Consider the following 7,998-nt stretch of genomic DNA (forward strand, 5'->3'; position numbering starts at 1 on the left):
GGGATCGAAGGCGACCCTGTGAGAAATGCGGGCTAGCGTCGGACGGCCATAGAAAAGGGCCCGCTTGCGCGGGCCCAGTCGTACGGGAAGGGTGCTGCTGGCGAAGCTTCAGATGCCGATCGTGCCGCCGTCGTCCTTGGTGATGACGATCGTGGCCGAGCGCGGGCGCACGCCGGCGGCGCCGGTCTCGAGCGCGTTGCGGCTCGGGTTCGGCCAGCTGCCGTCCGGCTCGGCCAGCGAGCCGTCTTCACCCGGGTGCTGGATGTTGACGAACAGCGTCTTGTAGTCCGGCGTCATGTCGATGCCGGTGATTTCGCAACCGCGCGGGCCCACCAGGAAGCGGCGCACGGTGTCCGGTGTGGCCTGTGCGCCGGCGATCGTCGGCGCGTCCGTCGTCGTGACCACGGAACCGTCGCCGACCTGACCGGGCAGGGCGGCCAGCATCTGGTTGTTGCTGCGGTCGGCGCCCGGAAAGACGCCGTCGTCGGTCTGGATCCACAGCAGGCCGCGCGAGTCGAACCACAGGCCGTCGGCGCTCGAGAAGTCGTTGTCGTCGGTGAGCGACGATACGTTGGTCGAGGCCTCGGCGTTGGCGGCTGCGCCGAACAGGAAGATGTCCCAGTCGAAGCTCGTCGCTTCCTGCACGCCGCCGGTCTCGCGCCAGCGGATGATGTGGCCGTTGGCATTGGCCAGACGTGGGTTGGCGGCGTCCGCCTGTCCGGGCTCGGTGCGACGGGTGTTGTTGGTCAGGGTCATGTAGACCTCGCCGTTCACCGGGTTTACGGAGCCCCATTCCGGGCGGTCCATCTTCGTCGCGCCGACCGAGTCGGCGGCCAGACGCGTGGCGATGCAGACGTCGGCCTGGCTGGCGAACGGGAACAGCGTGTTGTTGATGTCGAGACCGTTCTCGTTGACGCTCAGCTCGATCCACTCGCCACTGCCGTCGGCGTTGAACCTGGCGACGTACAGCGTGCCGTTGTCGAGATACTTGGCGCCGACGGCCAGGCGGTCCGTGCGAGAGGCATCCGCCGGGTCCCAGTTCTCGGCGGAGACGAACTTGTAGATGTAGTCGAAGCGGTTATCGTCGCCCATGTAGAACACCAGCGGGCGGCCCGAGATCGCCGGGGCGGTCCAGCAGCCCTCGTGGACGAAACGGCCGAGCGCCGTGCGCTTCTGCGGGCGGGAATCGGGGTCGAACGGATCGATCTCGACGATGTAGCCGTAGGTGTTGGCTTCGTTGCGGTAGTCCGTCGTCGCGCTGCCGCCGGCCTGGGCCGTGATGTTGAAGCGGCGATAGACGTCGGCGTTGACGGTGTCCCACTTGCGGTAGGAGAAGCCGCGCGTGTCCGGGCCGAGTCCCGCCCGGGCGAGTTGGGCGTTGTCGGCGGCGTTGCGCAGCGCGGCGTCGTCGCCGCGATTCCAGTACGAGAACCAGTTCTCCTCGCACGCGAAGTAGGTGCCCCACGGCGTGCGGCCGTTGGCGCAGTTGTTCAGCGTGCCGCGCGTGCGCGTGCCGTCGGGGGAGAACGGTGTCGACAGGCGTGCGCTGCCGCGCGCCGGGCCGGTGATGTCCATCTCCGTGAACGGCGTGATGCGGCGGTTGAAGGCGGAGGTCTGCACATACGACATGCTGTTGCTGCTGCCGTCGCGGCGCACTTCGACGATCGACACGCCGTGTGCGTTCATCTCCTTGTCCACCTCGGCCTGCGGGCGGTTGCCGTTGATGTCCTCGGTGGGGCCGGCGGCGTGGATGTAGGCGTCGAGCACCTGCTCGTGATTCATCACCAGCAGACCGCGGTCCGAGCGGCTCGGCGCGTACTGGCCGTCTTCGGACAGGCCGAAGTAGGCCATGCCGTCATGCTGGTCGCCCGCGCGGCGGTCGGATGCCGTATCGGTGCCATTGTTGAGGAAGTCGGGGGTTCCCCCGTCGATCGGATCGCCAAAGGCGTACAGCACGGCAGCGCTGTAGCCGGCAGGCAGGGTCACCGCATCGTTGAGATTCTTGGCGACTGCCTGAAAGCCCAGAGACCGCGGGCTGCCGCCGCCATCGTTGTCGTCATCGCTGCAGCCGACCAGTGCCAGACTGCTCAGCGTCGTCGCGCTGGCCAGCGTGACACCGCCACGCAGGAAATCGCGGCGCTCCAGGCGCTTCGACAGGACTTCCTGGAAGCTGGTGTTCGCAGAGTGGTTATGGACTTCGTCGGGGTGATTGCTCACGGGTGCTCCTTAGCTTGCAGTGGAGGGCTGGCATCAAGTGACGGGAGCCTATGCGGGGTCAATGACGGTTTCGGGACGTTTCGATGACGGCCGCCTCCGCGGCTGCGGTCCGAGCGCGACGGATCGACGCGTGGCCGCCGGATACCGGGCAATCGCTGCTAAGATCGGTTTGCAACAGGAGATTCACGATGATTCGCATCATGCTGGTCGACGACCACCGCCTCGTTCGCGCGGGCCTCAAGCGCGTGCTGACCGAGGTAGCGGACATGGAGGTCGTGGCCGAGGCGAGCAGCGGCGAGGAAGCGCTGGAACTGGTTCGCGACATCACGCCCGATGTGGTGCTGATGGACATCAACATGCCGGGCATCGGCGGGCTCGAGGCGACGCGGCGGCTGTTGCAGCGCAACCCCGCAGTAAAAGTCATCGTCGTGTCGATGCACTTGGAAGAGCCGTACCCGAGCCGGATGCTGGCAGCGGGCGCGGCCGGCTACATCAGCAAGGATTCGGCAGCCGACGAGGTGGTCACGGCGATCCGGCGGGTGCATGGCGGCGGTCATTACGTGGCCGCGGACGTGGCCGGGAATCTAGCCGCGAGCCTGGTCAAGGGACCGGGCGGTGCATCGCCCTTCGACCAGCTCTCGCAGCGCGAGACGCAGGTCATGCTGATGGTGACCAAGGGCTATTCGACGCAGGAGATCTCCGATCGTCTGCATCTATCGCCGAAGACCGTCAGCACGTATCGCTACCGCCTGTTCGAGAAGCTGGGCGTGGGCAATGACGTCGAGTTGACGCGCATGGCGATGCGTTACGGCCTGCTCGACGAGCGCGCCGAGGTCCGCAGCGAAGCCTGAGCGGGCGGGAGTCTGCGCGGCGAGCCATGGCCCCGACGGACGCGGCGTTCGATCACAAGGCGTTTCTCTCGCAGCTGAGCACGCTGCCCGGCGTCTATCGCATGATCGGCGCCGGCGACGAGCTGCTCTACGTCGGCAAGGCGCGGAACCTGCGCAAGCGCGTGGGCAGCTACTTTCTGCGCGCCAGCGGCAATCCGCGGATCGAGAGCATGGTGTCGCAGATCCGGCGGATCGAGGTCACGCTGACGCACACCGAGGACGAGGCGCTGATCCTCGAGGCCAACCTGATCAAGGACCTCAAGCCGCGGTACAACATCTATTACCGCGACGACAAGAGCTATCCGTACGTCCGCTTCAGCGATCACGCCTATCCGCGGATCTCGTACTACCGCGGTGCGCGCAGCGGACGTGACCAGTACTTCGGGCCGTTTCCCAGTGCTTCGTCGGTGCGCGAGACCTTGCAGTCCCTGCAGAAGCTGTTCCGGCTGCGGCCCTGCCGTGACAGCTTCTTTGCCCATCGCGACCGCCCGTGTCTGCAATACCAGATCAAGCGCTGTTCGGCGCCGTGCGTGGGGCTGATCACGCCAGAGGACTACGGTCGCGAGCTGCGCAATGCCGCGCGCCTGCTCGAAGGCAAGGGCGACGAGCTGGCACGCGATCTCAATGCGCAGATGGAGCAGGCCGCCGAGGCCCTCGAGTTCGAACTGGCGGCGCGCCTGCGCGACCAGATCGCCGCCCTCAAGCGCGTGCGCCAGAACCAGGTGATGACCGGTGGCGCGGAGGACCTGGATGTGGTCGTCGTCGCGCCGCATCCGGCGCACAGCTGCGTGACCGTGGTCAGCGTCCGCGACGGCGCCAACCTCGGGCACAAGAGCCACTTCCCCCGGCACCCGCTTGGCGCCGATCCGGCCGAGCTGCTGGAGAGCTTCGTCAGCCAGCACTACCTCGAGCATCCGCCACCGCCGGAGATCCTGCTCGGCGACCGGCTGGACGAGGCCGGCCTGCTCGAAGAGGCCCTGAGCCGCCATGGCGGACGCCGGGTGCGCATCCACCATCCGCAGCGCGGGATCAAGCAGCGCCTGCTGGAGATGGCCCAGCAGACGGCGGCGCAGGCGCTGTCGGCCCATCTTCTGGAAGCCGCGACGATGGACCAGCGGCTGCTGGAGCTGCAGCAGGCGCTCGATCTGGAACGGCCACCGCAGCGGATGGAGTGCTTCGACATCTCGCACACGCAGGGAGAGCGCGCGGTCGCCTCCTGCGTGGTCTTCGGCCCCGAGGGGCCGCTCAAGGCCAGCTACCGGAAGTTCAACATCGACGGCATCGAGCCGGGCGATGACTACGCCGCCATCCGGCAGGCCGTGGGCCGGCGTTTCGCGAAGATCAAGTCGGGGCAGGGCAGTGCACCGGACATCCTGTTCATCGATGGCGGGCAGGGGCAGCTCAACGCGGCGCTCGAGGCGCTCGAGGAACTGGAGGTCACGGAGCTGCGCGTCGTCGCCATCGCCAAGGGGCCGACCCGCAAGCCGGGCCTCGAGGAGCTGATCCTGCCGGAGCAGGAACATGCGCTGCGCCTGCCTCCGGACTCGCCGGCCCTGCATCTGATCCAGCGGATCCGCGACGAGGCCCATCGCTTCGCGATCACCGGGCACCGGGGACGCCGGGAAAAGGCGCGCCTGGGTTCCGGGCTCGACGACATCGACGGACTCGGCCCGGCGCGGCGCAGGGCGCTGCTGCGGGCTTTCGGCGGCACGGCGCAGATCCGCCGCGCGGGCGTCGACGAGATCGCGCGCGTCGAAGGCGTGTCGCGCACCCTGGCAGAACGCATCTACGCGCACTTCCACTGAGCGCCGGCGTGCTGGGCTATCCTGTGCCCGGCGTATCGCCAACCGCACCGTAATCGACGTCCGTGATTCTCACCCTGCCGCTGCTGCTGACGATGATGCGGGTTGCCGCCATCCCCGTCGTCCTCGCGCTGTTCTATGTCGACTGGCCCTATGCCCGTCAGATGGCCACCGTGCTCTACACCCTGGCCGGGATCACCGACTGGCTGGATGGCTGGCTGGCCCGGCGCTGGAACCAGGAGAGCAAGTTCGGGGCGTTTCTCGATCCGGTGGCCGACAAGCTGCTCGTGGCGGTCTGTCTCGTCATGCTGTTGCGCGACGACCCGGGCGGCATGCTGGCGGTGGTGGTCGCCGTCATCATCGGGCGCGAGATCACGATCTCGGCGCTGCGCGAGTGGATGGCCGAGCTCGGACAGCGCACCAGCGTGGCCGTGAGCCGGATCGGCAAGTGGAAAACCGGGTTCCAGATGACGGCCATCGGCATGATGATCTGGCGCATCCCGGTGCTCGGCATCCCGATCTACGAGATCGGCTACATCCTGCTGCTCGTTGCCGCCGCGCTGACGCTGTGGAGCATGTTCGTCTATCTTCGTGCCGCATGGCCGGTCATGGCCGATCGCCGCGAGCTGCCGGATTGAGGCGAAATCTTGCCGGCGACACGTATTGGCATGAAAGCGCGGGTGAAATCTTCTTGACTTCATTCTGCCGGCGCCTACAATACGCGCCTCACGCGGGAATAGCTCAGTTGGTAGAGCGCAACCTTGCCAAGGTTGAGGTCGCGAGTTCGAGCCTCGTTTCCCGCTCCAAGTTTGCTGAAAGACCCCGGCGCCCATCGACGGGGTTTTTTGTTCTGCGACCTGCCGTAACGGGCTGTTAGAATCGGTCGCGGTTCAAATATCAAGGCTAGGTGGCAGAGTGGTTATGCAGCGGACTGCAAATCCGCGTACGCCGGTTCAATTCCGACCCTAGCCTCCACTCCTTTCAGGCTTCATCGCTGTCGCCGCCCGTGTGGCGGAATCGGTAGACGCAAGGGACTTAAAATTCCTCACCCTACGGGTATCCCGGTTCAAGTCCGGGCACGGGCACCAAACAAAACAATCACTTAGCCTCGCCGAGCGCAAGCCGAGCGGGGCTTTTTGTGCTCGGCCCGTATACCACTTGTATGCTACGAGAGGGCAGGGCTATGGTTGCGATGTTGAAGGTGACGGAACCGGGCATGGCGGCGAACGATACGGCCAGCGGGGAAGTAACGAGGTTGTCGGTGCCCATCACGCCGGCCCTGATCAAGCAGCTTGCGAGACAAGGGGCGTCTGAAAGCGATCGCTACATCCAGGACAGCGAGGTTTCAGGTTTCAAGCTTCTGAGAAGAAGGGGGCCGGGTCGGCCGCGTCTCGTGTTCCAGTTCATTGGCCGAGTGAAGGGAGCGGGCAAGGTTCTCAAAGTGACAATCGGTCCGGCTTACGGCCGCGGAGCAGTGACACTCGCCAAGGCTCGCGCTGAGGCGTTGCGACACTCCGAAGCGTGTAGGGAAGGGCGTAACCGTGTTGCGGAGCAGAAGGAGCGCAACGCAGCCGTTGCTGCTGCGGCCCATCAATCGGGCAACCGTGCGCAGTGGACGATCCAGTATGCCTTCGACGATCTCTTGCGCTACAGGCACGAACTTGGGCAGACGGTTGAGAAGATGAAGCTGCGGCCTGCTACGCAGGTCGTGTACGCACGGTGCATCCGCAACACCGGGGCATTGGCAAAGCGTCCCGTTATGGACGTGACCAAGGCAGAGATTCACGATGCCTTGATGAGGATTCCGACGATGGCCGAGCGAGCGAAGGTGAGGCGCGTCCTTTCCCTCACCATTGGCCATGCCTTCGACCGGCTCAACATCGAAGACAAGGCCAATCCTGTATCGAAGTTGGCGCGAGGCGTGTTCGCGGCCCCGAAGGCGCGGGAAACCTACCTGTCGGAATCGAAGGTGGGGCCGTGGGTGCTGGCGGTTCGTGGCGTGACGAACGCGAGGGACGAACGGCTCGCATTCACCGCTGGGAACCTGGCACTGACGTTGCTGTTGTTCGGCATGCGTTACAACGAAGCCGCGATGATGGAATGGGGGTGGTTCGATGACGATGAAAGCGCCTTCACCATCCCGGCAGCAATCGTGAAGACGAAAGAACCGCGAACCTTGCCTGTTACGCCTTGGTTTGCTCGCATCCTGACGGTCCAGCGGGAAACGTGCGCGAGGCTGCAAGAGCAGCGCGGCGTCTATCCGCGTCACGTCTTTCCCGGACGAGGGCAGGGGGAGCGGATGAAGGACATCCGTGCGGTGATGGATGCGGCCGGATGCCAGACGCACTTTCCTAAACCACAGGCCGGGGGCGCGCCATCGTTCCGCCCGCACGACCTGCGTCGGACGTTCGCCACGCACTTTGCCGCTCAGGTCAGCGATGGAAGTCGGCTTAAATGGATTCTCGGGCACACGGCGAAGGACATCACCGAACGCTACATCCGCCCCGAACCCGAACAGATGCGGCGCGACCTTGAGCGCTACCAGGGCTGGCTTGAGATGCAAGCGGCCTGGGCTTCCGACGCAACGGCGCAACAGTACGCAGCAGAGGACGCCGAACGAGCGCGAAGGAATGAGGCCGGCTATCCGTGGCCAGTGCCAGGGGCAGCCCAAGCGTGAAACTGACCGAACGGGGAGCGGACTGACGCCCTGCAGTAGAGAATGTCCACTGCAAGTTGTTGATAGCCGTTGTAAAGGGTAAGTGTCCGGGGTTGCCGGAGCGAGCGGACTGGCACGGTTCCGGTGACCATCCTGACCGGCTCCAGTGTGGCGCCAGCACCCGTCCGGGAGTACAGGAATCGTTGATCAGTGAACTTTCTCGAAAGTCCGATATCTAACTATATCTCTATATCTATCTCTATAGTCGGATAGCTAGAAGATACTATCGTATCTCCTAGCCATCCTCCAAACAGACCTAGAATATAGTAGGTAGTAAGCGACGTTACCCCGCGTTGAGTAGCGTTTCGATTAGAGCCCGTGAGTTGATGATATCGCTGTGGCAGCGAGCTGCCGTGCATAGTCGGCGGGCGTC

Annotated in this window: 5 protein-coding genes and 3 tRNA genes; 7 read left to right on the forward strand and 1 reads right to left on the reverse strand. The window is 65.1% G+C overall.

The window, feature by feature from the left end:
* Nucleotides 1-108: 108 nt before the first annotated feature.
* Nucleotides 109-2,217, reverse strand: coding sequence for a PhoX family protein (locus C8D93_RS10315; protein ID WP_110265091.1), 2,109 nt, complete (start codon nucleotides 2,215-2,217; stop codon nucleotides 109-111).
* Nucleotides 2,218-2,405: 188 nt separating this feature from the next.
* Here C8D93_RS10315 and uvrY point away from each other — a divergent pair, with 188 nt between their 5' ends.
* The 7 genes from uvrY to C8D93_RS10350 all read left to right on the forward strand — a co-directional run bounded on the left by uvrY (nucleotide 2,406) and on the right by C8D93_RS10350 (nucleotide 7,586).
* Nucleotides 2,406-3,068, forward strand: coding sequence for a UvrY/SirA/GacA family response regulator transcription factor (uvrY, locus tag C8D93_RS10320; RefSeq protein ID WP_110265092.1), 663 nt, complete (start codon nucleotides 2,406-2,408; stop codon nucleotides 3,066-3,068).
* Between the two features lie 26 nt (nucleotides 3,069-3,094).
* Entirely contained in the window at nucleotides 3,095-4,912 is a 1,818-nt protein-coding gene (gene uvrC / locus C8D93_RS10325; protein ID WP_110265093.1) for an excinuclease ABC subunit UvrC, read from the forward strand.
* A gap of 62 nt (nucleotides 4,913-4,974) precedes the next feature.
* Nucleotides 4,975-5,547 carry a CDP-diacylglycerol--glycerol-3-phosphate 3-phosphatidyltransferase gene (pgsA, locus tag C8D93_RS10330; RefSeq protein ID WP_110265094.1) on the forward strand — a complete coding sequence of 191 codons (573 nt, stop codon included), beginning with the start codon at nucleotides 4,975-4,977 and terminating at the stop codon, nucleotides 5,545-5,547.
* A 92-nt stretch (nucleotides 5,548-5,639) separates the two neighbouring features.
* Nucleotides 5,640-5,715, forward strand: a tRNA-Gly gene (locus tag C8D93_RS10335).
* A 95-nt stretch (nucleotides 5,716-5,810) separates the two neighbouring features.
* A tRNA-Cys gene (locus C8D93_RS10340) sits at nucleotides 5,811-5,884 on the forward strand.
* A gap of 27 nt (nucleotides 5,885-5,911) precedes the next feature.
* Nucleotides 5,912-5,997, forward strand: a tRNA-Leu gene (locus tag C8D93_RS10345).
* Between the two features lie 104 nt (nucleotides 5,998-6,101).
* Entirely contained in the window at nucleotides 6,102-7,586 is a 1,485-nt protein-coding gene (locus C8D93_RS10350; RefSeq protein ID WP_211307291.1) for a tyrosine-type recombinase/integrase, read from the forward strand.
* The last annotated feature ends 412 nt before the right edge of the window (nucleotides 7,587-7,998 follow it).

The organism is Sinimarinibacterium flocculans, assembly GCF_003201205.1.
GTDB lineage: Bacteria > Pseudomonadota > Gammaproteobacteria > Nevskiales > Nevskiaceae > Solimonas > Solimonas flocculans.